This is a genomic window from Mesorhizobium sp. M0140, assembly GCF_040322475.1.
Taxonomy (GTDB): domain Bacteria; phylum Pseudomonadota; class Alphaproteobacteria; order Rhizobiales; family Rhizobiaceae; genus Mesorhizobium.
Window position 1 is genome coordinate 1 of sequence record NZ_JAMYTM010000034.1, and the last position, 24511, is coordinate 24511.

The 24511-nt window shown below is 62.4% G+C and carries 23 protein-coding genes and 1 pseudogene; 13 read left to right on the forward strand and 11 right to left on the reverse strand.

Annotation, left to right across the window (positions count from 1 at the left end):
* Window positions 1-154: 154 nt before the first annotated feature.
* Window positions 155-1435: an urea ABC transporter substrate-binding protein gene (urtA, locus tag NKJ37_RS26360; RefSeq protein WP_245273273.1), complete on the reverse strand. Its 1281-nt coding sequence runs from the start codon at window positions 1433-1435 to the stop codon at window positions 155-157.
* A gap of 339 nt (window positions 1436-1774) precedes the next feature.
* Here urtA and NKJ37_RS26365 point away from each other — a divergent pair, with 339 nt between their 5' ends.
* A complete protein-coding gene (locus NKJ37_RS26365; protein WP_352775641.1) occupies window positions 1775-2188 on the forward strand; it encodes a hypothetical protein in 414 nt (137 codons plus the stop codon).
* A gap of 66 nt (window positions 2189-2254) precedes the next feature.
* Here NKJ37_RS26365 and NKJ37_RS26370 read toward each other — a convergent pair whose 3' ends face one another.
* The 3 genes from NKJ37_RS26370 to NKJ37_RS26380 form a co-directional block, all read right to left on the reverse strand.
* Window positions 2255-3826, reverse strand: coding sequence for a GMC family oxidoreductase (locus tag NKJ37_RS26370; RefSeq protein WP_352732915.1), 1572 nt, complete (start codon window positions 3824-3826; stop codon window positions 2255-2257).
* Window positions 3827-3872: 46 nt separating this feature from the next.
* On the reverse strand, window positions 3873-4403 hold the full coding sequence (locus tag NKJ37_RS26375; RefSeq protein WP_352553014.1) for a gluconate 2-dehydrogenase subunit 3 family protein: 531 nt from the start codon (window positions 4401-4403) through the stop codon (window positions 3873-3875).
* Between the two features lie 80 nt (window positions 4404-4483).
* Entirely contained in the window at window positions 4484-4879 is a 396-nt protein-coding gene (locus tag NKJ37_RS26380) for a VOC family protein (protein ID WP_352440302.1), read from the reverse strand.
* Between the two features lie 226 nt (window positions 4880-5105).
* Here NKJ37_RS26380 and NKJ37_RS26385 point away from each other — a divergent pair, with 226 nt between their 5' ends.
* A complete protein-coding gene (locus NKJ37_RS26385) occupies window positions 5106-5411 on the forward strand; it encodes a ribbon-helix-helix domain-containing protein (RefSeq protein WP_352775644.1) in 306 nt (101 codons plus the stop codon).
* Window positions 5412-5421: 10 nt separating this feature from the next.
* Here the strand turns inward: NKJ37_RS26385 and NKJ37_RS26390 are convergent, their stop codons facing one another.
* A complete protein-coding gene (locus tag NKJ37_RS26390; protein ID WP_023813016.1) occupies window positions 5422-5859 on the reverse strand; it encodes a VOC family protein in 438 nt (145 codons plus the stop codon).
* A 581-nt stretch (window positions 5860-6440) separates the two neighbouring features.
* On the opposite strand from NKJ37_RS26390, the pseudogene NKJ37_RS26395 reads away from it, so the two are divergent.
* From NKJ37_RS26395 to NKJ37_RS26410, 4 genes and pseudogenes are all read left to right on the forward strand, one after another.
* Window positions 6441-6548, forward strand: a pseudogene (locus NKJ37_RS26395) (gluconate 2-dehydrogenase subunit 3 family protein); the annotation flags it as partial.
* Between the two features lie 190 nt (window positions 6549-6738).
* The gene (locus tag NKJ37_RS26400; protein ID WP_352775677.1) at window positions 6739-7065 is read left to right on the forward strand and encodes a gluconate 2-dehydrogenase subunit 3 family protein; all 327 of its coding nucleotides are present in this window, start codon (window positions 6739-6741) and stop codon (window positions 7063-7065) included.
* Window positions 7066-7067: 2 nt separating this feature from the next.
* Window positions 7068-8834, forward strand: coding sequence for a GMC family oxidoreductase (locus NKJ37_RS26405; RefSeq protein WP_352775680.1), 1767 nt, complete (start codon window positions 7068-7070; stop codon window positions 8832-8834).
* On the forward strand, window positions 8831-10048 hold the full coding sequence (locus tag NKJ37_RS26410; protein WP_023813019.1) for a cytochrome c: 1218 nt from the start codon (window positions 8831-8833) through the stop codon (window positions 10046-10048). Before NKJ37_RS26405 ends, NKJ37_RS26410 begins: the two co-directional genes overlap by 4 nt.
* Before the next feature lie 9 nt (window positions 10049-10057).
* Here the strand turns inward: NKJ37_RS26410 and NKJ37_RS26415 are convergent, their stop codons facing one another.
* The gene (locus NKJ37_RS26415; RefSeq protein WP_023813020.1) at window positions 10058-10765 is read right to left on the reverse strand and encodes a purine-nucleoside phosphorylase; all 708 of its coding nucleotides are present in this window, start codon (window positions 10763-10765) and stop codon (window positions 10058-10060) included.
* A gap of 86 nt (window positions 10766-10851) precedes the next feature.
* Window positions 10852-13425: a cell cycle histidine kinase CckA gene (gene cckA / locus NKJ37_RS26420; protein WP_023813021.1), complete on the reverse strand. Its 2574-nt coding sequence runs from the start codon at window positions 13423-13425 to the stop codon at window positions 10852-10854.
* A 223-nt stretch (window positions 13426-13648) separates the two neighbouring features.
* On the opposite strand from cckA, the gene NKJ37_RS26425 reads away from it, so the two are divergent.
* On the forward strand, window positions 13649-14389 hold the full coding sequence (locus NKJ37_RS26425) for a hypothetical protein (RefSeq protein WP_352440300.1): 741 nt from the start codon (window positions 13649-13651) through the stop codon (window positions 14387-14389).
* Between the two features lie 213 nt (window positions 14390-14602).
* On the opposite strand, the gene dksA is transcribed toward NKJ37_RS26425, so the two are convergent.
* Window positions 14603-15019 carry an RNA polymerase-binding protein DksA gene (dksA, locus tag NKJ37_RS26430; protein ID WP_013531862.1) on the reverse strand — a complete coding sequence of 139 codons (417 nt, stop codon included), beginning with the start codon at window positions 15017-15019 and terminating at the stop codon, window positions 14603-14605.
* A gap of 331 nt (window positions 15020-15350) precedes the next feature.
* On the opposite strand from dksA, the gene NKJ37_RS26435 reads away from it, so the two are divergent.
* From NKJ37_RS26435 to NKJ37_RS26450, 4 genes are all read left to right on the forward strand, one after another.
* Window positions 15351-15854, forward strand: a complete 504-nt coding sequence (locus tag NKJ37_RS26435) for a SixA phosphatase family protein (RefSeq protein ID WP_352775647.1) — start codon at window positions 15351-15353, stop codon at window positions 15852-15854.
* Between the two features lie 63 nt (window positions 15855-15917).
* Window positions 15918-17396 carry a YcjX family GTP-binding protein gene (locus NKJ37_RS26440; protein WP_352612810.1) on the forward strand — a complete coding sequence of 493 codons (1479 nt, stop codon included), beginning with the start codon at window positions 15918-15920 and terminating at the stop codon, window positions 17394-17396.
* Window positions 17393-18484, forward strand: coding sequence for a YcjF family protein (locus tag NKJ37_RS26445; protein WP_352775649.1), 1092 nt, complete (start codon window positions 17393-17395; stop codon window positions 18482-18484). The genes NKJ37_RS26440 and NKJ37_RS26445 overlap by 4 nt, the downstream gene beginning before the upstream one ends.
* Before the next feature lie 135 nt (window positions 18485-18619).
* Window positions 18620-19174, forward strand: coding sequence for a hypothetical protein (locus tag NKJ37_RS26450; protein WP_127295926.1), 555 nt, complete (start codon window positions 18620-18622; stop codon window positions 19172-19174).
* A 66-nt stretch (window positions 19175-19240) separates the two neighbouring features.
* On the opposite strand, the gene NKJ37_RS26455 is transcribed toward NKJ37_RS26450, so the two are convergent.
* The 3 genes from NKJ37_RS26455 to NKJ37_RS26465 all read right to left on the reverse strand — a co-directional run bounded on the left by NKJ37_RS26455 (window position 19241) and on the right by NKJ37_RS26465 (window position 21948).
* On the reverse strand, window positions 19241-19507 hold the full coding sequence (locus NKJ37_RS26455; protein WP_027036746.1) for a hypothetical protein: 267 nt from the start codon (window positions 19505-19507) through the stop codon (window positions 19241-19243).
* 182 nt (window positions 19508-19689) lie between these two features.
* Window positions 19690-20898, reverse strand: coding sequence for an MFS transporter (locus NKJ37_RS26460; protein ID WP_352775652.1), 1209 nt, complete (start codon window positions 20896-20898; stop codon window positions 19690-19692).
* A gap of 60 nt (window positions 20899-20958) precedes the next feature.
* Window positions 20959-21948 (reverse strand): AraC family transcriptional regulator, encoded by a 990-nt coding sequence (locus NKJ37_RS26465; RefSeq protein ID WP_023813030.1) that lies wholly within the window; start codon window positions 21946-21948, stop codon window positions 20959-20961.
* A 160-nt stretch (window positions 21949-22108) separates the two neighbouring features.
* On the opposite strand from NKJ37_RS26465, the gene NKJ37_RS26470 reads away from it, so the two are divergent.
* Together NKJ37_RS26470 and NKJ37_RS26475 are read left to right on the forward strand one after the other, a co-directional pair.
* Window positions 22109-23944: a monovalent cation:proton antiporter-2 (CPA2) family protein gene (locus NKJ37_RS26470; RefSeq protein WP_352775655.1), complete on the forward strand. Its 1836-nt coding sequence runs from the start codon at window positions 22109-22111 to the stop codon at window positions 23942-23944.
* 14 nt (window positions 23945-23958) lie between these two features.
* Window positions 23959-24504 carry a DUF924 family protein gene (locus tag NKJ37_RS26475; RefSeq protein ID WP_023813032.1) on the forward strand — a complete coding sequence of 182 codons (546 nt, stop codon included), beginning with the start codon at window positions 23959-23961 and terminating at the stop codon, window positions 24502-24504.
* Window positions 24505-24511: the final 7 nt, after the last annotated feature.

Genomic DNA, 24511 nt, shown 5'->3' on the forward strand with positions numbered 1-24511 from the left:
CGACTGTGGCCCCCCCCTCACACCCCCCACCAAACAACACGACCAAACTGGGATCCGGGTCCTGGGTAACCCTTTCATGTTTTAGGGGGGGGGCGGGCGGGGGGTGCCCCCGGCCGGCACGCGCGCGGTCTGACTAGGTCAGCCCTGGGAGGGATCAGTTCGTGCCCTTGCCGCCGCACTTGCCGGTGGCAACATTGAAGTTGCCGCAGGACAGAGGCGCGCGCCAATCGGAGATCAGGTCCTTGGAATCAGGCAGATAGTCGGACCATTCGTCGCCCATCACCAGGCCCGGCGTGCGCGACACGGTTTCGAACTGGCCGTCGGCCTGGATTTCGCCGATCAGCACCGGCTTGGTGATGTGGTGGTTCGGCATCATCGTCGAATAGCCGCCGGTCAGGTTCGGCACCGAGACGCCGATCATGGCGTCGATGACCTTGTCCGGATCGGTGGTGCCGGCCTTCTCGACCGCCTTCACCCACATGTTGAAGCCGATATAATGGGCCTCCATCGGGTCGTTGGTGGTGCGCTTGTCGTTCTTGATGAACTTGTGCCAGTCGGCGATGAACTTCTTGTTCTCGGGCGTATCGATGCTCTCGAAATAGTTCCAGGCAGCGAGATGGCCGACCAGCGGCGCGGTGTCGAGACCGGCAAGCTCTTCCTCGCCGACCGAGAAGGCCATGACCGGAATGTCCTCGGCCTTGATGCCTTGGTTGCCGAGTTCCTTGTAGAACGGCACGTTGGCGTCGCCGTTGACGGTCGAGACGACGGCGGTCTTCTTGCCGGCCGAACCGAACTTCTTGATCGCCGAAACCTCGGTCTGCCAGTCGGAGAAGCCGAACGGCGTGTAATTGACCATGATGTCTTCCGCAGCCACGCCCTTGGCCTTCAGATAGGCTTCGAGGATCTTGTTGGTGGTGCGCGGATAGACGTAGTCGGTGCCTTCCAGCACCCAGCGCTTCACCGAACCGCCATCCTCGCTCATCAGATAGTCGACGGCCGGAATGGCCTGCTGGTTTGGCGCCGCACCGGTGTAGAACACGTTGCGCTCACTTTCCTCGCCCTCATACTGGACGGGGTAGAACAGGATGTTGTCGAGTTCCGAGAACACCGGCAGCACCGATTTGCGCGACACCGAGGTCCAGCAGCCGAACACCGCCGCGACCTTGTCCTTGGAGATCAGCTCGCGCGCCTTTTCGGCAAACAGCGGCCAGTTGGAAGCCGGATCGACAACGACCGCCTCGAGCTTCTTGCCGAGCAGGCCGCCCTTGGCGTTCTGCTCGTCGATGAGCATCAGCATGGCGTCCTTCAGCGTCGTCTCCGAAATCGCCATGGTCCCCGACAGCGAATGGAGAATGCCGACCTTGATCGTGTCGTCGGCGGCCTTCGCCGGAGCGGAGATCAACAGGCCGGCGGCGACCACGCTCGCCGAAAACATTTTTGTTATTGTCGAGAAATTACCCCTCATATGACGGACTCCCAAGCTGGTTGATTGCACCGCAACACTACAAAGCAACCCCCATGCCAACCGCTCTGGCAATCCCGAAAGGGCACAAATAAATTAGAGATATCAGCACCTTGGAATATAGAGCTTACAAAACAAAGAGAGGTGGCCAGAAATCGATTGAGGGAAATTTGCGCAGCTTGCGCAGCTGCTGCCTATTTTTCGATCATTTGCCCAATCTGCCTAGATTTTGATCTCACCAGTGCCTCAGGCGACCGATGTTGCGGCGCGGTGCAAAAATAGGGCAAGCTCGCTCTTCAAGCGAGCGACGTCATGGTTACAGGTATTTTACGTATTTTCATCGGCATAGTACTTCTGACGGCAGCAACCGGGGCAGCGCGAGCCGATTTCAGCGACGGCAAGATGCCTGACGGCGCCTATCATTGCGAAGTGTACCTGCTTGGCATGTTCCTCAGCCTCGGCGACATCACCATCAAGGGGAACGTCTACAGCGGCCCCGTCTACACCAGCCTCGGCGTCTTCGGCACCGCGCGGCAGGGCTATAACTACCAAATGGACGCAAACGGCGTGATCTCGTGGCTGGGGCCGCTGGGCGGATATACCGCCGGCGGCAATTCACTGTCGCTGACCCAGGCGACGCTGGACGGTGAAACCGCGCCTTCCTTCGACATCATCATGAAGCAGCCCGACGGCGCCTTCACCGCCTCGACCTGCACCAAGCAATGAGGCGGCAAGGAAAAAAGGCGCGGAGCCTTGCGGGTTCCGCGCCAGCAGTCTGTCGGGAGGATTTGACTAGATCGTCTTTGCCGACATCTGCGCGGCGATGTAGTCGGCTTGGCGGATCGCGAGCGACACGATCGTCAGGGTCGGGTTTTCGGCGGCCCCGGTGGTGAACTGGCTGCCGTCGGACACGAACAGGTTCTTGATGTCGTGCGCCTGGCCGTGCTTGTTGACGACGCCGTCTTCCGCTTTCTCGCTCATCCGGTTGGTGCCGAGATTGTGGGTCGACGGATAGGGCGGCGTCGGGAAGGTGCGGGTGGCGCCGACCGCATCGTAAAGTGCCGTAGCCTGCTTGTAGGCGTGGTTGCGCATCGCGGTGTCGTTCGGATGGTCGTCGAAATGCACGTCGGCGATCGGCATGCCGTGCGCGTCCTTTTCGTCGGTATGCAGCGTGATGCGGTTCTCCGCACGCGGCATGTCCTCACCGACGATCCACAGGCCGGCCATGTGGTCGTAATGATCGAGTGCGGCGGTGAACGAGCGCCCCCAGGCACCCGGATCGAGGAACGCCGCCATGAACGGCAGGCCGAGCGACAGCGTCTCGAACTCGTAACCACCCACGAAACCGCGCGATGGATCATGCCGCGCCTCGTCGCGGATGATGCCGGCCATGGTCGTGCCGCGATACATGTGCACCGGTCTGTCGAAGATGGCATAGACCGAGCCGGTGGTGTGACGCATGTAGTTCTTGCCGACCTGACCCGACGAGTTGGCAAGCCCATCGGGGAATTTTCCCGATGCCGAATTGAGCAGCAGCCGCGGGCTCTCGATCGAATTGCCGGCAACCGCGACGATGCGCGCCTTCTGCTCCTGCAGCTTGCCGTCCTTGTCGGCGTAGACGACGCCGGTCACCTTTCCGCTAGCGTCGTGGTTGATCTTGATCGCCATGGCGTTCGGCCTGACTTCGAGATGGCCTGTCGCCTCGCCCTTGGGGATCTCGGTGTAGAGCGTCGACCATTTGGCGCCCCATTTGCAGCCCTGGAAGCAGAAGCCGGTCTGCTGGCAAGACATGCGGTCGTCACGATCGACCGAATTGATCGCCATGTTGCCGGTGTGGCATTCCTTATAGCCGAGCTTGTCGGCGCCGGCCTTCAGCACCTTGAAATTGTTGTTGCCCGGCAGCCGCGGCCAGTCATTGGTGCCGGTGACGCCCATCTTGGCTTCAGCCTTGGCATAGTAGGGCTCCAGCTCGGCCAGCGTGATCGGCCAATCGAGCAGGTTGGCGCCTTCCAATTTGCCGTAGGTCGACAGCGTCTTGAACTCATGCTCCTGGATGCGCAGCGAAGCTCCGGCCCAATGCGTGGTCGAACCGCCGACCGACTTGACGATCCAGGCCGGCAGGTTGGGAAAGTCCTTGGCCACACGCCAGTCACCCGACGTGGTGCGCTTGTCCGTCCAGGCGAGCTGGCTGAACGAACCCCACTCGTCATTGATGAAGTCTTCGTATTCGTGGCGCGCGCCGGCTTCCAGGATGACGACGTCGACACCCTTCTGGGCGAGTTCGTTGCCGAGCGTGCCGCCGCCGGCGCCCGAGCCGATGATGACGACCACGCCGTCGTTGTTCAGATCAAATGAAGCTGCCATGGTTTCCTCCCATGATTTCTGTTTGCGGGTTCAGGAACGACGGGGCTCAGAGCCACTCGATGTCGTCGAAACCGCGCGCGATGTAGCCGCCCTTGGAATAGGACTCGCCCTCGTAACCGAAGATCGGCCACACCTCTTTCTGGTTGTAGAGGCTGACGACGAGGCCGCCTCTGATGGCCTGGAAGAATGGCGTCACCTCGATTTGCTTCAGCACGGCGACCCGCTGCTCCTCCCAGCCAAGGCCGCGATAGCCGCCGCCACCGGACTTCTTGTCGAGGTCGGCGATGCCGTCCTCGAGCATCGCCTTGTAGGCGGCGTCCTTGCCGGCCTGCTCGTCATGACCTTTCACGGCAATGGCGTAATATTTGTCCGGAACCTGATCGTGCGGATAGATGTCACGCGCCATCTGGATCAGTGTCGCCATGGTTTCGGGCTTGAGTGCCGATGTCTCGAGCCCCCAGGCATGTTCGGGGCTGATGACGGCGCTGCCGGAGATGACGAGCAGCGCGCCGATGCCGCCGCGTCTGAGAAGCTCTCGACGGGAAAGCCCAGGCTTCGCGTCATAGATCGTGACCATTTTTATTCCTCCCTGCTTGCTATTTGCACCCTTGAGAGTGCCGTTGCTGGCGCTACCTGCCGGTGCGGCTGCAATGTCTCCTATTGAAAGCGACCTGTGCGTTGCAGAACCTCGATCTTGTAGCCGTCGGGGTCCTCGATGAAGAAGAAACGCGCGATCAGCGACCCGTCGCGGTTGAACTCGACGATCTTCTTCGGATTGAGGCCAAGCGCACCGAGACGATCATGTTCGCCGTCGAGATCGGCGACCGAGACCGCAAGGTGACCGTAGCCGTCGCCGAGCCCGTAAGGCTCCTGCCGATCCTTGTTCACGGTCAGTTCGAGCTCGAACCCTGCCTCGGCATTGCTGAGGTAAAGGAGCGTGAATGTCTCGAAATCCAGCCTGTCGGCGACATCGAGCCCGAAGGCGTTTCTGTAGAAATCGACGGACCGGGCCTCTTCGAGAACCCGGATCATGCTGTGGATCGCCTTGGCCAAATCAGTCTCCGCTCTGGTGTGGAGACGATTATGCGCGGCACGGACAAAAGGTGGTGGCAGCCGGTTACCACGCCCGAAGCCGTGAACCGTCCTCCATCGCCAACAAGGACAAAAGTCCGATTGCCGTGGCGGCGATTTTACCCGAGAATGCATGTGGGGACAGGTCAAGCAGTATCAAACTGCACGCCCGTCCACCCAAGACCAACAATCATGGGAGGTTTGTCGGATGTGCAGGGTGTTTGCGGGCCAGGATCCCGAAGGCTATCGCCAGATCAACCGGTCGATTCGCATCGACGGCCACTCGACCAGCATCCAGCTTGAAGGAACATTCTGGGCGTTGCTCGACGAGATCGCCGAGAACCAGAACCTGACGACGCCGAAATTCATCTCCAAGCTCTATGACGAAGCCATAGAGATCAACGGCGCCATCCCGAACTTTGCGTCGATGCTGCGCACCACCTGCGCGCTCTATCTGCGCGGCCATCGGCCAGGGATGAATGAGCAGATGGTGCCGAAGCGGGAGGCCGCTTAGCGTATTGCGCTCAGCTGAGTTCTTGGGCGAGCCCGATGAGAAGCCCTCCAGGCCCTCGAATGTAACATAGCCGATACACGTCTCTATACTGGACGACTTCGCCTTCGAGCCGCGCACCGCGATTGCGGAGCCTTTCGAGCGTCCCGTCAATGTCGTCCACAGTGAACATGACGCGGAGGTAGCCCAGGGCGTTTACCGGGGCGTTGCGGTGATCGGCGACGACAGGCGGCGTGAGGAAACGGGACAGTTCGAGCCGGCTGTGGCCGTCCGGCGTCCGCATCATGGCAATCTCGACGCGCTGATCGCCCAGTCCCGTGACACGTCCGGCCCATTCTCCTTCGATCGTTGCCCGCCCTTCGAGCTCAAGGCCGAGCTCGCCAAAGAAACCAATCGTCTCTTCAAGGTCATCGACGACGATTCCTATGTTGTCCATCCGTTTGAGCGCCATGGTGTTCAGTCTACAAGGTGTCGTCCAGGTCGTAAACTCATTAGCCTGCTTGCCAGCTGAGCAAGTATGATCAAGGGACCTTGAGAGCCTGGTGATGCGTCGCGGTAGGGCCTGGCATTGACCGCGACCTCGAACGCCACCCGGTCAGTGGCTGGTTCCTGATTCATGCCTGATGGCACGACGCTGTTTCTATCGGTCCAGGATCCGGGCAGGTAGGCCGGATGCTTCGCGGGATCGTGGCCCGACTTCCGGGCAGCCATCCGGCTTCAACAACACACCCAGACCCGATCGGCAGTCGACCGAACCCTCGCTAACGATTTTGTGATGTGGTTGACGAGGTCATTTTCATCTCGCAGTCTATCGGCATTCGATCTGCGGATTAAACTAACTATCGTTGTCATGATTACTTGGGCGTCACTTCCCGGGTGCGTTCTCTTATTTTCGAGATTCCTAATATGAACCATCGCAATCCTGTTCGAATGAATCGGCGTCTTTTCCTGTCCTCGGTCGCAATATTTACGGCAACCGCGACATCGGCCGGTTTTGCGCGATCGTTCTCGGGCACTTTGCCCTGGACGCCAATGGCATCCGATCCACCCGCGCAGGTCGTGGCCGGCGGCTGGCACTTTTTCTCAGCCCAGGAAGCAGCCCTTGTCGAGGCGATCGTCGACCGCATCATTCCGGCCGACGAGCTCAGCATGGGCGGCAAGGAAGCCGGTTGCGCCGTCTATATCGACAGGCAGTTGATGGGGGGGGTCGGAGTGTCGAGCCGGCTTTACACGCAAGGCCCGTTTCTGCCTGGACTCCACCCAGGGCTATCAGGGCGAGGCCAATCCGGCGCAGCGTTACCGCACCGGGCTTGCCGCCATCGACGCCTTCCTGAAACAGCGGGACGGCAAGACATTCGTCGAGCTCGCATCGGCCGAACAGGATGCCTTCCTGACGGCAATGGAGGCCGGGAAAGTCGACCTGCCCAATGGCGTCAAGGGTCCCGGTTTCTTCGGGCTTCTGCTGCAGAACACCATGGAAGGGTTTTTTGCCGACCCCGTCTATGGCGGCAACAAGGACATGGTCTCGTGGCGCATGCTTGGTTTTCCAGGTGCCCGCTACGACTACCGCGACCATGTCAGCAAACACAATCAGCCATATCCGCAGCCGCCTGTCTCGATCATCGGGCGTCCCGAATGGCTCGGCAAAGGCGCCTGATCATGACCAAGATACTGCCTCGCAAAGACGTCGTGATCGTCGGCCTCGGCTGGACGGGATCCATTCTGGCCCACGAATTGACCGATCAGGGCCTGGACGTGGTGGCCATAGAGCGCGGCCCCTGGCGCGACACGGCAACCGATTTCAACATCGGCTATGCGCAGGACGAGTTGCGCTACAGCATCCGGCGCGACCTCTTCCTGCAGCCGACCGTGGAAACCATGACGGTGCGCAATGACCCCTCGCAGAAGGCGCTGCCGATGCGCGATTTCGGCTCCTTTCTCCCCGGCAACGGCGTCGGCGGCGCCGGCGTCCACTGGAACGGCCACACCTGGCGGTTCTGGGATTCGGACTTTCAGATAAAGACCAATCTGACGAAGAAATATGGTGCATCGAGAATCGCCGATCTCCAGGTCGAGGACTGGGGCGTGACCGGCGCGGAGATGGAGACCTATTACGACCAGTTCGAGTATCTGGCAGGCATCTCGGGCAAGGCCGGCAATATCAAGGGGCAGTTGCAGGAAGGCGGCAATCCGTTCGAGGATCCAAGGTCGCGGGATTATCCGAACCCGCCGATGCAGATGACCTACGCGCCAACCCTGTTCGCCGAGGTTGGCCGGTCGATCGGCCTGCATCCCTTCCCGACCCCATCCGCCAACATGTCGCGGGCCTATGTCAACCCGCTCGGCATCGCCATGGGTCAATGCACCTATTGCGGGTTCTGCGAACGCTTCGGCTGTGCCAACTATTCGAAGTCGAGCGCCCAGACCACCGTCCTTCCCGTGCTGATGAAGAAGTCGAATTTCGAGGTTCGCACCGACAGCGAGGTTCTGCATGTCGATCTGGCTCCCGGAGGCAAGTCGGCGCGCGGCGTCACCTATGTCGACACGTCAGGCGAGGAATATTTCCAGCCGGCCGATCTGGTGCTGCTGTGCGCCTACGGCCTGCACAATGCCCGGCTGATGATGCTGTCCGGTATCGGCAAGATCTACGATCCCGGCAGTGGCGAAGGAACGGTTGGGCGCAATTACTGCTACCAGACAAATGCCGGCGTGCAGGTGTTCTTCGACGACAAGAACTTCAACCCGTTCATCGCCGCCGGCGCGCTCGGTCAGACGATCGACGATTACAATGGTGACGCGTTCGACCACGGCGCGCTGGACTTCGTCGGCGGCGCGGGCATCAACTGCATTCCCACCAACGGGCGCCCGATCGGAACCAGGCCGACCTTGCCCGGCACGCCGAAATGGGGCAGCGCCTGGAAGAAGGCAACGGTCGAGGGTTACAAGAGCACGCTTGGCTACTCGTCCCAGGGAAGCAGCTACGCGACGCGCAACAACTACCTCGACCTCGACCCGACCTACAAGGACCGTTTCGGTCGTCCGCTGATGCGCATGACGTTTGATTTTCCCGACAACGACATTCGCATGTCGAACTATGTCTGCGACCGGATGGAGGAAATCGCCAAGGCGCTCGGCGGCAAGCAGTACGCCGTCGGCCGCCGCAAGAAGGGCTGGGACAGCGTCCCCTACCAGAGCACCCACAATACGGGCGGCGCCATCATGGGAACGGACCCGAAGAAGAGCGCGGTCAACACCTTCCTCCAAAGCTGGGACGTCCCCAATGTCTTCGTCATCGGCGCGTCGGCCTTCCCGCAGAATGCCGGCAAGAACCCGACAGGAACCGTCGGCGCGCTCGCCTTCCGTGCCGCCGATGCCATCCGCAATCAATATCTGCGCAATCCCGGTGCACCCCTGGTGCAGGCATGAACAAGCTCGTTTTCACGCTCGCCATCGGCGCCGCGGCCCTCAACGCGGGCCCGGCACGGAGTGCCGACCAGGCGGACCAGATCATACGTGGACAGTATCAGGCCGTGCTCGGCGACTGCGCAGGCTGTCATACGCAGGCCGGGGGCAAACCGCTGGCTGGCGGACTGCCGCTCGAGACGCCGTTCGGCATGCTTGTCCCGCCCAACATAACCCCCGACGGCGAAACGGGCATCGGCAATTGGTCGGAAGCCGATTTCCGCAGCATGATGAAGTCAGGCGTCGGCCACAATGGCGTGCGGCTCTACCCCGCAATGCCCTACCCCGCCTATACCAGGATGAACGATCGGGACATTTCCGACCTGTGGGCCTATCTGACGACGGTTGAACCGGTATCGAATAAGGTCGAGGCCAATCAGCTGCCCTTCCCGTTGAACATCCGGCTGGCGATGCTGGGCTGGAATGTCCTCAACTTTACCGAGGCAAGCTTTCAGCCGGATTCCTCCAAGTCGGCGGAGTGGAATCGCGGCGCCTATATCGTCCAGGGCGCAGGACATTGCGGCACCTGCCACTCGCCCAAATCTTTCCTTGGCGCCGACAAGGACAGCGAGTTCCTGCAAGGTGCCTCCCTGCAAGGCTGGTTTGCCCCCGACATCACCAACAACGCGCAATCGGGCCTTGGAAAATGGTCTCAGGAGGATCTGGTCCAATACCTCAAGACCGGCGTCAACGCGCATTCGATTGCATCAGGTCCGATGGCGGAGGCCATCGAGAACTCCACGTCGAAAATGACCGATCCCGATCTCAAGGCGGTTGCAGTCTACCTCAAGAGCCTGGGCTCGGATGTCGACAGCGTCCAACCGGCAAAGCCTGACGCGACACGGATGGCAACGGGCGAGGCAATCTATCGCGACAATTGCTCGGCTTGCCATGGTGGAGATGGTGCCGGGTCAGGCGTGCTTTTCCCTTCCCTTGCCGGCAATTCGATCGTCGCGCAGGGCAGTTCCGAAACATTGGCCCGGCTCGTCCTTGCCGGCAGCCAGGCCGTGCACACGGCTGATGCACCGACTACGCCCGCCATGCCCTCCCTGGCCTGGCGCCTGAAGGACCAGGAGGTCGCCGACGTCCTGACCTATGTGCGCGCCAGCTGGGGCAACGCCGCCCCGGCGGTCTCCTCTGACGATGTCGCTGCCGTACGCAAGGGGCTGACCCGGTAGACCCGTACTCTAGCTCTCTGCTGCGACAGCGAGCGCCAGACGGCTCATGTCTGCGAACAATTCCTGGCGCTCGGAATAGTCGGTCTGTTCGCCGGTCTCGATGTTGTCGACCACGACACACATCGACAGCGCACGCGCTCCGAAATGCTCCGATATGCGATAGAGCGCGCTGGTTTCCATATCCACGGCCAGGGCTCCTTCCGCCCGCGCAACGGCAAAACGGGCGCGCCCTTCCGGGTGATAGAAGATGTCGCTGCACACCGTCAGGCCGGCATGATGGTCGATGCCGAATTCTACCGCCTTGGCCAGTGACGATGCGAGGAGCGCCGGGTCGGGGCCAGCGGGTCCATAAAGGCCGAAAACCTGGCCGCTCTGGGCGCTTTCCGCCTGTGCCGATTGTGAGATGACAAGGCTGCGCAGTTTTGCCTTTGCGGTCAGGCTGCCGCAGGTGCCGGTGCGGATCAAGGTCCGGGCGCCATAATGGTCCAGCAGTTCATGCGCATAGATCAGAAATGATGAAACGCCGATGCCCGTCGCCTGAATGCTGATGGACTTGCCACGAAACAGCCCGGTGAAGCCAAGCGTGCCGCGGCGGCGATTGATGCAGCGCGGCGCTTCCAGGAACGTTTGCGCCATCCACTCGGCACGCTGCGGATCACCCGGCAACAACACCGTGTCGGCGTAGTCGTCCTTGTCCGCTTCGTTGTGCGGCGTCACAAGTTGCTCCCCTAAGCCTTCCTGCCGTTTCACCCGCAATCATGGCGTTGTCACGGCGTTGTGCAAGGAGGAACATGGGAAAGGCTCTAAGACTCCAGCACGTCCTTGACGATCGTCGCCAGTTGCTTGAGCGAAAACGGCTTGGGCAGAAAGCCGAAATGCGCATCTGCCGGGAGGTTTCTGGCGAATGCGTCCTCGGCGTAGCCGGACACGAAGACGAACTTGATGTCCGGCTGGCGCTTGCGCAATTCACCAAGCAGTGTCGGTCCGTCCATTTCCGGCATGACCACGTCGGAAACGACGATATCGACCTTGCCGCCCAGCGCCTCGAACACTTCCAGCGCCTCGACGCCCGACGATGCCTCGTGCACGGTGTAGCCACGCGAGGTCAGCGCCCGCATGCCGCCCATGCGCACGGCATCCTCGTCCTCGACGAGCAGCACCGTGGCCGAGCCCGACAGATCCTTGGCCGGATCGGCGACCTTTGCCGGCGCTGCCGGCGCATCGCCGGGCTCGCCTGCTTTTTTCGCTTCGGCGATGTGACGCGGCAGGAAAATGCGGAAAGTCGAGCCTTTGCCGACTTCGGAATCGCAGAAGATGAAGCCGCCGGTCTGCTTGATGATGCCGTAGACCATCGACAGGCCAAGGCCGGTGCCCTTGCCGACTTCCTTGGTGGTGAAGAAAGGCTCGAAAATCTTCTTCAGCACGTCGGGCGCGATGCCGCTGCCGGTGTCCTCGACTTCGACCACGACATAGTCCGCCGGGGCGAGTTCGCGGTAGGAAAAGGCCTTGCACTCCTCGGCGGTCACATTGCGGGTGCGCACGGTGAGATCGCCGCCCGCCGGCATTGCGTCGCGCGCGTTGACCGCAAGGTTGACCACCACCTGCTCGAACTGCCCGATATCGACCTTGACCGGCCACAGGTCGCGGCCATGGTCGACCTTCAGCTTGATGTCGTTGCCGACCAGGCGGGCGAGCAGCATCCTGAGATCGGCGAGCACGTCGGTCAGATTGAGCACTTCCGGCCGCAACGTCTGCTTGCGCGAGAAGGCCAGAAGCTGCCGCACCAGCGAAGCCGCCCGGTTGGCGTTCTGCTTGATGTTCATGATGTCGGGGAAGGAGGGGTCCGACGGACGGTGGTTGGTCAACAAAAGGTCGGACGCCATGATGATGGCGGTCAGCACATTGTTGAAATCATGCGCGATGCCGCCGGCAAGCTGGCCGACCGCCTGCATCTTCTGGCTTTGCGCCATCTGCCCTTCGAGCGCTTTTTGCTCCGTTGTCTCGACGGCGTAGACGATGGCCGACTCCTCGGCCCCCTCGCCGCCGGTGCCGTCGGCGACGGCGTTGACGTAGAAGCGGATGTGCCGTTCGTCGTTGCCAGGCAAAAGCGTGTCGATCGGCTCGATGTCGGCCTGCCGCTGCTGCGCTTTCTCGAAGGCAGCCGCGAAGGCCGGCCGGTCGCGTTCGTGGATCACCGTGTCGAGCCTTACGCGACGGTCGACGGCGTCGCGATCGACGACAGACGAAAACAGCGACAGGAACGGCGCATTGGTACGCAGGATGCGCCCATTGTGGTCGACGCCGGCGATCGCCATCGGTGTCGAGTTGAAGAAGCGGGTGAAGCGCACTTCCGAAGCCCGCAAATCGGCAGAGGCATCCTCGCCTTGCGTGCGGTTGAGCACGATCGTGCGTGTCGGCCCGTTCAATCCTTCGCGGCTGGCCGAAACGCGGTGCATGAAGCGCACCGGCAGCGCTTCGCCCGTCGTGGTCGTCAGGTCGAGATCTATCACCGCGTTGCGTGTGGTGCCGGGGTCGGCCTTGACCGAGCGGACCAGCGCCATGCCGTCGCCAGCCACGATCTCCGACAGAGACACGGCGCCGGGCGTGAAGCTGGTGAGGTCGATGCCCAGCCATTCGGCGAGCGTGGCGTTGATATAGGTGACGCGGCCCTCCTGGTCGGCCGAAAAGAAGCCGGCCGGCGCGTGGTCGAGATGATCGATCGCCTTCTGCAGATCGAGGAAGAAGCGCTCCTGCTCGGCCCGCTCCTGCGAGATGTCGGCAAGCTGCCAGGCCAGCATCGGCAGCCGCTGGCCTGGAACGCTGAAGGCGCGGGCGCGTGCCCGGTACCAGCGGGCGCCAGGCTCGGCACCGGGCCGAATGGACTGTGCGAGCCTAAACTCGCCGTCGCCCGGCTGGCCGTCGCGCAGGCCGGATGCCAGGCGATAGATCGTCACCGAGGCTTCGGGGACATCCGAGAGCAATCCCTCGACGGTCTTCAGGTCGGCAGCGGACGATGCTCCGGTCATATCCGCATAGGCGCGATTGGCGTAGACGACGCGGCCCTTGGTGTCGGTGACGAGAAGCCCCTGCGACATCGAATCGACGAAGGATTTCGACAGTTCGTCGCCTGTCGAGCGTGGCGTGACCTGCACGAAGCCGATCGCCGTCGCGAACAGGAAGCCGACGCCGATCATCGCCAGCACGCCGAGCATGCCGAGCAGGAAAGGATCGCCGAGGCGCTCGCGGAAAAGCCCGAAGACGATCGCCGCCCCCGTCAGAACGACGATGAAAATGATAAGCCGGGTGACCGCGCCGGGTCGCGTATTCTGGTCGACGATCGGTACCGGATAGAAATCGCCGCGCGCTTCCTTGGCCATGTGCCCCCTGCTCGTGAATTCCGGTGTTCCGACACCCGCCCCTAGCGGGTTGAATCACATTCTCCTAGTCCGGAAAAGGCCTGGGCGGCAAATGTCGGATAAAAATGATGTCTTCCGGGCTTCGGAGTTTTTCTAGCTGTTCACCAGCGTGAAACGCAACTTGCGGTGGCCCGCTGCAACGGTCTAGTGTCTCGTCACTTCCAAGGGCGATCAGGGGAACCCAATGCAATGGCTCGATAGCGTGGCAGGTCCCGGTTATGCCGCAGCATTGTTGTGGACGTTTGCAGCGCTTGTCCTGCTGGTTATCGTTCTCGTTATCATCAAGCTGGTGCGCAACCTGACATTCGGAACCTTCGTCGCCGGTGGCCGGAACCGCAAGACGCGACTGGCCGTCATGGATGCCACCGCCGTCGACAGCCATCGCCGGCTGGTACTGATACGCCGTGACGATATCGAGCACCTGCTTCTGATCGGCGGCCCGACCGACGTCGTCGTCGAGCGCGATATCCGACTTTCGGCGCTACGCCGGCCGGCATTGACCGGAGATGGCGGCTTGCAGCCGGTTCCGGCCGCCGCGGCCCCGGCAAGACCGCGTCCGCCGCAACCCGCTCCGCCGCCGGCGAGACAGGCTCCCGCTCCACAGCCGGTGAACACGACGCCACCCGCCCGCCCGCGTACAACAGCGCCGCCGGCACCTGCACCGAAGCCGGCAACGCAAAGCTATCAGCCGACCAATGTCACGCCGTTGCCTGCCTACGGCTCCGCCAACGCCAACACCGCCCGGCACGCGCCGCCACCACCGCAGCCGGTGCAGGACAGCATCGACGACACGCTGATGAGGGAACTCGAAGTGTCGCTGGATCAGCCCCGTTCGGGCGGCCCGGTGGGCAAGCCGGCGGCGCCGCAGTCGCTCGACGACGAGATGACCAAGCTTCTCGGCGAACTCTCCAGTCAGAAGAGATGAGCAACCGCCGGGTCGCTATCCCCGCGGAAAACATCGTCGCCGGTCTACTGGTCTACTGCCGAACCACCTCGTCCGAAGCGCCAAATATCAAGGGTTTACTGCCTTCGCCCGCCCTGAGCGGTGGATGCCGCACCAATAAAATGGCCGGAAAACCGGCCATTTCAGAATCGAGTTCGTTCGATGACAGCCGGCCGTGCGCCGCCGGCCTTGACCTCAGTCGTCGCGATAGACTTTTTCGCGGCGCTCATGCCGCTCCTGCGCTTCGATCGACAATGTCGCGATCGGACGCGCATCGAGCCGCTTCAGCGCGATCGGCTCGCCGGTCTCTTCGCAATAGCCGTAAGTGCCTTCGTCGATGCGCTGCAGGGCGGAGTCGATCTTTGCAATGAGCTTGCGCTGACGGTCGCGGGCCCTGAGTTCGATGGCGCGGTCGGTTTCCGAAGAGGCGCGATCGGCCAGATCGGGGTGGTTGGCGTTCTCTTGCTGCAGGATTTCCAGTGTTTCGCGCGCTTCGCGCAATATGTCATTCTTCCAGGTGACGAGCTTTGAGCGGAAGTAGGATTTCTGCCGCTCGTTCATGAACGGCTCGTCTTCGGAGGGTACGTAATCGGCGGTAACGATGTCGTTCATTCGACTCACCCAAACTGCCCCAATTTTGGCGCCTATATATTCGTCGTCCGACGCCTGCACAAGCGCAATCGGCCGCTGTCTCACGCAATTGTTAAAGTACCCGTCACGCGTCTCTGCGGCCGCGTACGGTCGCTTTGGTACAAAATTCGCCGAGACACGTTCGATCCGGTGGCACATGCTTTCCGAGATTGCCGTGACCCCGGGGGCCGATACGCAAGAGACCTTTGCAGCAAGCAGCATTGGGTGATTCGCCGTGTTGAAGAGCACGGGCCATTGTGCGCAACGCCGTTCTCGTGGCTAATCCCGGGAGGCTTCAGCATTCGGAGGTTGGGTGAGCAGGCTTTATCTGTTGCGACATGCAAAGGCTGGCTGGGCACTGCCCGGCATGCGGGATTTCGATCGCCCGCTCGATGCCTCCGGCCGCGCCGATGCCGAAATGGTGGGGGCCGCCATGCGCTCCCGCCTCTATGTTCCGGACCGGACGCTCTGCTCCAATGCCAAGCGCGCCAAGGAGATGCTGGAAGGCCTGGCCGGCCAGACCGACACCGGCCGGGTTCTGTTCTTCGACGCGCTCTACAGCGCGGACGCGGCCGGGTACCTCCACCTTATCCGCGACAATGGCGGATCAGGCTCATTGCTGGTCATTGGCCACAACCCGATGATGGAAGACCTCACCATGGCAGTTTCGGGCGACGGCGACGAGACCGCGCGGGCCACGCTGAACCATGGGTTCCCGACCGCGGGCCTGGCGGCCGTCCGCTTCGACGGCGATCTTGCCGGCGCCGCCCAAGGCACCGGTTATCTCGAAGCGTTCCTGACGCCGGCCGATCTCTGAAGCCATTTCAAAGCCAGGTTGCAGAGCCTATATCGGACGGACCGAAGTCCGAGAGAGCAAATTTTGGCATCATCGCTGACCACCTTCACCGACGAGGCGAGGATTGCCCTCGACACGCTGTCGGGCCGCGCCACCGGGCTTTTTTCCCCATCGCTGCGCCTCGGCGTGACGGGATTGTCCCGCGCCGGCAAAACGGTGTTCATATCGGCCCTTGTCCACAATTTGATCCATGGCGGCCGCCTGCCGCTGTTCGAGGCGCAGAAATCTGGGCGCATCGCCCGCGCCTTCCTCGAGCAGCAGCCCGACGACGCGGTGCCGCGTTTCCAGTACGAGGACCACATCGCCGCCCTGGTCAACGACCGCGCCTGGCCCGATTCGACGCGTGCCATTTCGGAACTGCGGCTGACCATCGAATATGAATCGGCTTCCGGCTGGAGCCGCATGTTTTCCTCCGGCAGATTGTCGGTCGATATCGTCGACTATCCCGGCGAATGGCTGCTCGATCTGCCGCTGCTCGGCAAATCCTTTGCCGATTTTTCGCACGAAGCCTTCGAAATGGCCGTTCTGCCGGTGCGCGAGGATCTTTCGCAGAGTTGGCGGGCGCTGTCAGCCGGGGTCGACCCGAACGCCGATGCCGACGAGATGACGGCGCGCCGCCTGGCCGAAAGCTTCGCCGCCTATCTGAAGGCCTGCAAGCTCGACGAGCGGGCGCTTTCGACCTTGCCGCCCGGCCGCTTCCTGATGCCGGGCGATCTCGAAGGCTCGCCGGCACTGACCTTCGCGCCCTTGGCCGGGATCGGCGACAGGCGTCCGCGCCCGGGGTCGCTGCACGCCATGATGGACAGGCGCTATGAGGCCTACAAGACGCATGTCGTCAAACCCTTCTTCCGCGAACACATCACCCGCCTCGATCGCCAGATCGTGCTGATCGACGCCATGCAGGCGCTGAACGCCGGCCCCGGCGCCATGGCCGACCTGGAACGCGCGGTAACCGAGATCCTCAGCTGTTTCCGACCCGGCCGGGGCAGCTTCCTCACCGATCTGTTCTCGCGGCGCATCGACCGCATCCTGGTTGCCGCGACCAAGGCCGACCATCTGCATCACGAAAGCCATGACCGGCTGCAGGCGATCGTGCGGCGGCTTGCCGACCGCGCCGTGGCACGGGCGAATTTCACCGGCGCCGATGTCGATGTGGTCGCCATGGCGGCGGTGCGCGCGACGCGCGAAGGCACCGTCAAGCAAGGCCGAGAGACGTTGCCAGTCATTATCGGCACGCCGATCGCCGGCGAGAAGATCAATGGCGCAACCTTCGATGGAAAGACTGAAACAGCCATATTTCCCGGTGATTTACCGGAGAAAATTGATGCGGTTTTTGATCTTTCGGGAGCCGATCACAAGCAGGATGCCGCGGACCCTGCAATCCGCTTCGTCCGTTTCCGTCCCCCAAAGCTAGAACGCACGGCCGAAGGTATCACCCTGTCGCTGCCGCATATCAGGCTCGACCGTGCCTTGCAGTTCCTGATCGGAGATCATCTGGCATGACTGCGCCCCGCAAGCCGGCAGCGTTCCGCATCGAGCCGGAAGCCGAACCAAGGCAAGAGGCGCCGCAGGCGCGCCGTGCCCAGGCCGATGCCCAGCGCAAACCCCGCGCGATGAAGGCCGATGTCGCGATGGTCATCCCGGCGGAAGTCGATGTCTTCGACGAGCCTGACATCATTGCCGCGGAGCCGCCGCCGGCCATCGCCCCCAGGAAGCGTTCGCTGCTCGGCAGCATCTTCTTCGGCGCCTTTGGCGTGCTGGTTTCGCTGGCGGTCGGCCTATGGACCGACCAACTCATACGCGACCTCTTCGCGCGCGCCGAATGGCTGGGCTGGCTGGCGGCGGGCATGGCCGCCATTGCCGTGCTGGCGCTTGTGGTTATCCTGATTCGCGAATTCCTGGCGATCGCCCGCCTCGCCGAGGTCGAAAAGCTGCAGAAGCGTGCGCTCGACGCGATCGCCCGCGACGATCCCAAGGCGGCACGATCGGTCGTCGACGAATTGTCGGCCTTTGTCGCGGCCAAACCCGAAACCGCGGCCGGCCGGCGCACGTTGGCCGAACTGCGCGGCGAAATCATCGACGGCGGCAATCTCGTGCGTCTGGCCGAGGCTGAAATTCTCGGACCACTCGATGCCAGGGCGAAGGTGATGATTCTCGAAGCCGCCAAACGCGTTTCGCTGGTGACGGCGGTCAGTCCCCGCGCACTGGTCGATGTGGCCTATGTGGTGTTCGAGGCGGGGCGGCTCATTCGCCGCCTGTCGGAACTCTATGGCGGACGGCCCGGAACGCTGGGTTTCTTCCGCCTGGCGCGCAGCGTGCTGGCGCATCTGGCGGTTACCGGCTCGATCGCGGTCGGTGACAGTTTCGTCCAGCAGATCGTCGGCCACGGCCTGGCCGCGCGCCTTTCGGCCAAGCTTGGCGAGGGCGTCGTCAACGGCATGATGACGGCGCGCATCGGCATCGCCGCGATGGAGACGGCGCGACCCCTGCCCTTCAGCGCCGCCAAGCGTCCCGGATTGGGCGACTTCCTCTCGGCGCTGACATCGTTCGCAACCAGGAAAGACGGTGAAACGACCCCATCCGGCAAGTGAGCCGGGCTGAAGTGTCTGGATCTTCGGAATTGTTACCGGACTGCTTTGCGGCGGCCCCGCGGTGACGAAGCATTAACCAATCTTGTTCATGGTCAGACGGGTTCCAAACAGCATCTTTGTTGCCGGGTGTCGTCGATGAAAAGCGTAATTCTATCCAGCGTCCTGCCCTTGGCAACGGTGATTACGGCAGTCGTCGGCATTGCCGGAGTGGCCTCTGCGGCGGAGCCGGACAAGCAGTTCTTCCAGTCCGCCGAAGGCAAGTGGATCGGTCCCGGCGAAATCGTCGCCGGCAAATACAAAGGCACGAAGTTCAACTGCAGCTTCACCGGCTCGACGCCCGACGGCAAGGTCGGCATGTCGCTCGACGGCGGCTGTCGGGTCGGCATGTTCACCCAACCGATGTCGGCCAAGATCGAGCGCAAGGGCCGTGAGGGCTACAAGGGCAGCTTCATGGGTGGCGCGACCGGTTCCGGCCTCGACATCATCGGCGGCAACGTCGTCGATCCCCGCAAGGTGGTCTTCACCATCAACCGCAACCAGCTGCGCGGCGTCATGCAGGCTCGCATCCCTGACGACAATTCGATGACGGTGACTATTGCCGTGCGCGTCGACGACCAGCTGGTGCCGGTGATCGGCATGAGCCTGAAGCGCGTCGACGCGGTCGAAGTCGGCTCCATCGCGCCGAACTGAACAATTCAAAAGAAAAGGCGGCGACCCAACGGTCGCCGCCTCGTTTGATCCAATCGAATCAGGGCGTTAGCCTTTGATCGTGGCCGTCAGTTCGTCATAGGCCTTGCAGGCGTCGGCCAATGTCGTAGCGCCCTGATACTTGGTTGTCACCGCCTGGACCTTGGCCGTCAGATCAGCCGCTTTGGACGGGTCCTTGGTAATCGCTTCCTGAAGTGCTGCAGCCATGTCCTGCGCCTTCTTGGTCGCGATTTCCGCCGTGCACTCGGGCGCCTTCGAGCAAGCCGAACCGGCAAGCACCGCCAGGCCGACGGCAACAAACAAAAACTTCTTCATGTCAGTCATCTCCTCAAAAAGGGCGCGACTTGATCGTCGATCACCCTCCAATGGCCGAAGCCGAGCGTCCTTAGCCTTCGATTGCGGCAAGGTGCAACGTGTTCCCGGCCTCAACTTGTGTATCGCGCCTGCAACATCGGCGGCGGCCCGGATTCAGGCTATTTTATCAGCGGCAGCAAAGTTCAGCTGCGCGGCTGCAGCAGCGCCAAGACGGCGGTCGATGCGGCAAGGATAGCAGTCAGAGTCAAAGGCCCAGTCGCGCCATAGGTGTCCACGACATAGCCGCCGACAACCGCGCCGATGGTGATGGCAATTTGGAAAGAGGTGACCATCAGGCTGCCCGCTGCCTCCAGCGCATCAGGCGCCGCGCGCGACATATTGGTCGGCAGCACCACCGGCGCCATGCCAAAGGCGAAACCCCACAGCGTAACGAAGCCGAAGGCAACGCCGATATGCGAGCCCCAAAGCACCAAAGTAAGTGCCGCAACCGCCATCAACGCTGCGGTGACTGCGAGGGCCATGTGGATGTTGGTGTCGGCCATGCGGCCGCCGGCAACATTACCGATCACGGCAGCGATGCCAAACCCGAGCAGAGCCAGGGCAATCGGTCCGGTTGTAAGGAGTGTCACCTGTTCGAGGAAGGGACGCACATAGACCGAGCCGGCAAAATGCCCCGTCATCAGCAAAACAATAGCCAGCATGCCGAGTTGGATGCCGCGCCGCCGGGTCAGCCGAAATACATCTGCAAGGCTGTTGCTTGCCGTTGCAGGCAAGGTCGGCAGGCTGAGAAACTGCAGCAGCATGGCAAGCGCGGCCAGCCCCGCCGTCATGGCCATGGCACTGCGCCACCCTATCCAGTCACTGATCAGCGCGCCCATCGACGGTGCGGCAATGGTGGCAAGCGAGACGCCGAGGGTGACGATCGCCATGCCCCGACCTGTCGCATTGGCGCCAACCAGCCTCGCCACGACGGCGACCGAAAGTGCCCAGAAAGCGCTGAGAGCGATGCCCAGCCCGGCCCGGCCCAACAGCAACAGCCAGAAATCGGTCGCCAGCGCCGCCAGGATATTGGAACCGACCGCAAGGGCGCTGAGACCAACCAGCACCGCCTTGCGGTTCAAGCGGCCGATGAGAACATTGCTCAACATGGCCGTCACGGCGCCGACGGAAGCGGTGGCGGTGACGACCTGGCCGGCCGTCCCCTCGCTGATGCCGAGATCGCGTGCCATTGGCGTCAGCAGACCTGCGGGCAGGAATTCGGCAGACACCAGGGCAAAGCTGGTGGCCGCCAATGAAATGACCGCGAACCAAGTGGCTGCGCTCCACGCGGCTGGTGCATCGGCATCAAGGCTAATCGCGGCGTCTTCAAGCTGTAATGTTGTGTCAGTCACGGAAAGATCTCCAAAGCTTGGAGGTCTTAAATAGGCGAGTCCGCTCGGATGATATGTATCTTAGAATCCGAAATTCATATCCATTCGTCCGGGAATTGTGCGACGCACAACGCCAGGCGAGACATTGGTGATGCGCTTGAACGCGCGCGCGAAGGATGCCTCGGAATCATAGCCCAAACGGGTAGCGACTTCGGCAACCGACAAGCCGTTTTGGCCCAGCAATTCGCGGGCAAGCTGCATACGCAGGCGGGCGAGATAGTGTGCGGCACCCTCTCCCAATACCGCACTGAAACGCTCGGCGAAAATCGAACGCGATTGGCCTGCCACGCCGGCCAGGCTTCCCAGCGTCCAGTTGTGGCCGGGGTCGCGGTGCATGGCCGCCAAAGCGCGGCCTATATGGGGGTCGCGGATGGCTGCGAGCCAACCGGTGGTCGAGGCTCCGTTGCAATTGACCCAGCAGCGTATGAGCCGGGCCGTTAGCAAGTCGGCCATACGCGACAGAATCGTGGCGCTGCCCATCTGCGGTTGCGAGGCCTCCACCGTCATGGCCGCCAGCAAAGGACCGACGACCGGGTCATTGCCGGCCACGTCGCAACCCTTGATGACAGGCGGCATCAACGTGATCAATGGGTTGAGCGCATAGGAGTCCAAGGCCATGGAGCCGCAGAAAAGGGTGCTCGTCGCTCCCGTTCCTTGCCGTACCACTTCGCAGACGTTGCCCCCCAACTTGATCACCTGGCAACCTTCGAGCGAGTCCCCTGCAACGTCCGGCGCGCTGGCCAGCCGATGGGCGATGCCTTGCGGCAGCAGCACCAGATCGCCATCGCGCAACTCCTGCCAGCCTTGCGATTCAGTATGAATCCAGCACGGGCCCTGGCCGACAAAGTGAAACCGAAGCAGCTGTTGTTGCGGAAAGTCTATGCTCCATGGGTGCCGGAGCTCGCAGCGACCATAGTTGACACCACTCAAGCGAAAGTCTTGTAAAACTTCGCTGAGCGCATCCATCGGGATATGTGGCGTCGAAGACGGCCGGGACGAATAGTCAGGCATATACGAGATATAGATGCCGAACGTCCGACAGGCAAGCGGGGACCGTTGTTCCACCAGGGGAATCGCTGCAACGGCACCCTACCTTTCCCGGCAGATTTCTCGCCTTGCCTCCCGCTCCAACTGCATGCAAGGAGTGCTGTGAGACACAGGGACAAGAGGCATGGCGGCGGAAGCATCGGGCAGTGATCTGGTTCAGGTGGTGGCGCTGCTTGCTGCCGGTGTCGTCGCCGTTCCCATTTTCAAGCGCATGGGCCTCGGCTCGATCCTCGGCTATCTGGCCGCCGGCGTGGTGATCGGCCCGTTCGGCCTCGGCGTCTTTTCCGAATCGGAAGCCATTCTTCATGTCGCCGAACTCGGCGTTGTGATGTTCCTGTTCATCATCGGGCTGGAAATGCAGCCATCGCGGCTCTGGGGCCTGCGCCGTGAGATATTCGGCCTCGGCGCCCTGCAGGTCGGCGTCTGCGCGCTGCTGCTGACCGGTGTCGGCATGGCTGGAGGGTTTCCGATCGCACAATCCTTCGTCGCCGGCGCCGGCTTCGTGCTGACTTCGACAGCGATCGTCATGCAACTTCTCGAGGAACGCGGTGAAATCGCCGCCCCGAAAGGCCAGCGCATCGTATCGGTCCTGCTGTTTGAAGACCTAGCCATCGTACCGCTGCTGGCCCTGATCGCGTTCCTGGCGCCCGGTGGGGCCGACACCAGCCTGTCGGAGCGGCTGACCGAGGTCGGCATCGGGCTCGCCGCGATCGTCGGCCTGGTGGTGGCAGGCCGCTATCTGCTCAATCCGTTCTTCCGCATCCTGGCGGATGCCCGTGCCCGCGAGGTGATGACGGCGGCAGCGCTCCTGGTCGTTCTCGGATCCGCCCTCGCCATGCAGCTCAGCGGCCTGTCGATGGCGATGGGTGCCTTCCTGGCCGGCGTGCTTTTGTCCGAATCGACCTTCCGCCATCAGCTCGAAGCTGACATCGAACCCTTCCGCGGCATCCTGCTCGGTCTGTTCTTTCTCGCGGTGGGCATGTCGCTCGACCTGCATGTGGTCGCGGCGAACTGGCGGCTGATCGCCGTCTATGTCGTCGCCTACATGGTGATGAAGGCGTTCGGTATCTACATCGTCGCCCGCATCCTGAAATCAGGCCACCGCGAAGCGCTGGAGCGCGCGGTCTTCATGGCACAAGGCGGCGAATTCGCCTTTGTCCTCTACTCGGCGGCCGCGGCGGTCGGCATCATCGACGGCAACGCCAACGCGACGCTGACGGCGATCGTCATCATCTCCATGGTGCTGACGCCGCTGGCGATCATCGCCTTGCGCTATCTGACGCCGCGCGACGAGCAGTCGCTCGACGGCGTCGATGTCGCCGATGGCCTGACCGGCAGCGTGCTGGTCATCGGCTTCGGCCGCTTCGGCCAGATCGCGAGCCAGCCGCTGCTGCTGCGCGGCATCGACGTCTCGATCATCGACAATGATGTCGAAATGATCCAGGCGGCGGCCGATTTCGGCTTCAAGGTCTACTATGGCGACGGCACGCGACTGGACATCCTGCATGCCGCCGGTGCCGGCCGGGCGCGCGCCGTGCTGATCTGCGTCGACAAGGCCGATGTGGGTGTTCGCATCGCCCAGCTGATCAAGGCCGAATTCCCACTGCTCACAGTGCTGGCCCGCGCATTCGACCGTGGAACGGCGCTGCAGCTCATTCGTGCCGGCGTCGACTACCAACTGCGCGAAACCTTCGAATCCGCACTTGTTTTCGGTGGCTCGGCACTGGAATCGCTGGGCGTCGACCCCGAAGACGTGGCTGAAACGATCGAAGACGTCAGGCGCCGCGACACCGATCGCTTCGAAACCCAGCTTGCCGAAGGCATTCGCGCCGGACAGCGCTTCCTGAGAGGCAATATCGGCACGCCGATTCCGACACCGCTCTCCACGCCGCGCCGGCCTGGTCAGGCACTCAATGAAGAAACCGCGGGTGTGCTGCACAAGTCCGAACCCGCCGATTGAGCAAGGAACTATGCATGGAATTGGACAGCCGGGCCCTATCGGTCACCAAATTCTGGCGCGATGCCGGCGAGGATGCCTGGTTCGAGAAGAACGAAGCATTCGATGCCGAGTTCCGCGACCGCTTTCTCGGCCTGCACTATGCCGCCGCTCGGCGTGAATGCGACGACTGGCTGGAACATGCCGAAGGCGCGCTGGCGCTGATGATCCTGCTCGATCAGTTTCCGCGGAACTGTTTTCGCGGCACCGGCCATATGTACGCGACCGATCCGCTCGCCAGATATTTCGCAGAGAGGGCGGTCGCGGCCGGCCATGACCTGGCACTCGAGGAAGAACTCCGCGTTTTCCTCTACCTGCCGTACGAGCATTCGGAACTGCTGGCCGACCAGGACATTTCGGTCGAGCTGACGCAGGCCAGGGCCGAGCCCTACCTGAAATACGCTGTCGAACACCGCGATATCATTCAGCATTTCGGCCGTTTTCCGCATCGAAACAAGATGCTTGGCCGCGAAACCACGGTGCAGGAGCAGGCGTTCCTGGATGGTGGCGGCTTCTCTGGCTGAAGATCCG